Below are 1,029 nucleotides of genomic sequence, written 5' to 3' on the forward strand. Positions count from 1 at the left end.
CCCTAGTGGTGATGATGACATAGCGTGAGCGACGGGTCGCGACGCTACTCGAGCGCGACTCCCACCGCGTCCCGCACCGCAGGCGACAGCGCACTTGGTCCACCGAGGAAGTAGACATCCGAGATGTGGTCCCTCTGCGTCGTGAGCACACCCTCGATCTGGCCGTTCAGATAGGTCGACGGCGTGATCAGCAGCAGCGAGCCTGCTCGACCGAGGAGCGGCGCCGCGGCAAGCGCGTCCGGGTAGTTCCAGCCCGTCGCGATCCCAAGACGGTCCCATGAGGCGATCTCCGGCCCCCCGTACTGGTCCGCGAACACGCAGCACGTGCCGTAGCGATCATCGCCGACTATCCACATGTCGACATCCGTACAGGCCTCGGCAGCCGTCTGCGCACCGACCGAGACCGCTCCCAAGACCGTCACGGTCGTGACGCCTACTTCGGCATCGGACAGCAGCGCCGCGGTCCCGGCAGACAGCTCCGTGTCGGTGAGCAGCAGGACGCGGCCGGTGGCATGGGTGACCGGCCCGGCCACCAGAGCGTCCGGGTAGTTCCTGCCCGTCGCCAGGAACGCTCGGCCGCTCCATTCGTGCCCGCCGTCGCGCTTGAGGATCTCGATGGCCTCCCGCGCCACCGCATCCGCCGTGGCGTAGCGGTTCGCGCCTGCGAGCCTGGTGGCCTCCTGCGATCCGCCGAGCGAGGTGCGCACGGACTCGTACACCTGCGCCGAGACCGCTCCGGTCCCTCCCACGATGTACGCCTTCGTCGCGCCCAAACGCGCGATCTCGGCCCCCAACCCCGGCGACATCCCGGTCGGCGGAATCAGCAGGATCGGGGCGTCGCACGCGCCCGCGAGGCCCGATGCCGCCAGAGCGTCGGGAAAGTTCTTCCCCGTGGCGACGATCACCGAGTCCGAACCTTCGGGGAACGCTTCTTGCGACATGGCGATGCTGGTGGCGTAGCGGTCGGCGCCGGCTATCCCATTGCCGTACACCGGCGAGACGGTGATCGCCACGGTCGCGGGCATGGAC

General features: G+C 68.9%; 1 protein-coding gene. It reads right to left on the minus strand.

Annotation, left to right across the window (positions count from 1 at the left end; all coding sequences use genetic code 11):
* Positions 1 to 44: 44 nt before the first annotated feature.
* Positions 45 to 1,029: cell wall-binding repeat-containing protein (locus FDZ70_11380; protein TLM64754.1), on the minus strand; the 985-nt coding region annotated here is incomplete at its 5' end.

The organism is Actinomycetota bacterium (genome assembly GCA_005774595.1).
Classification (GTDB): Bacteria; Actinomycetota; Coriobacteriia; order Anaerosomatales; family D1FN1-002; genus D1FN1-002.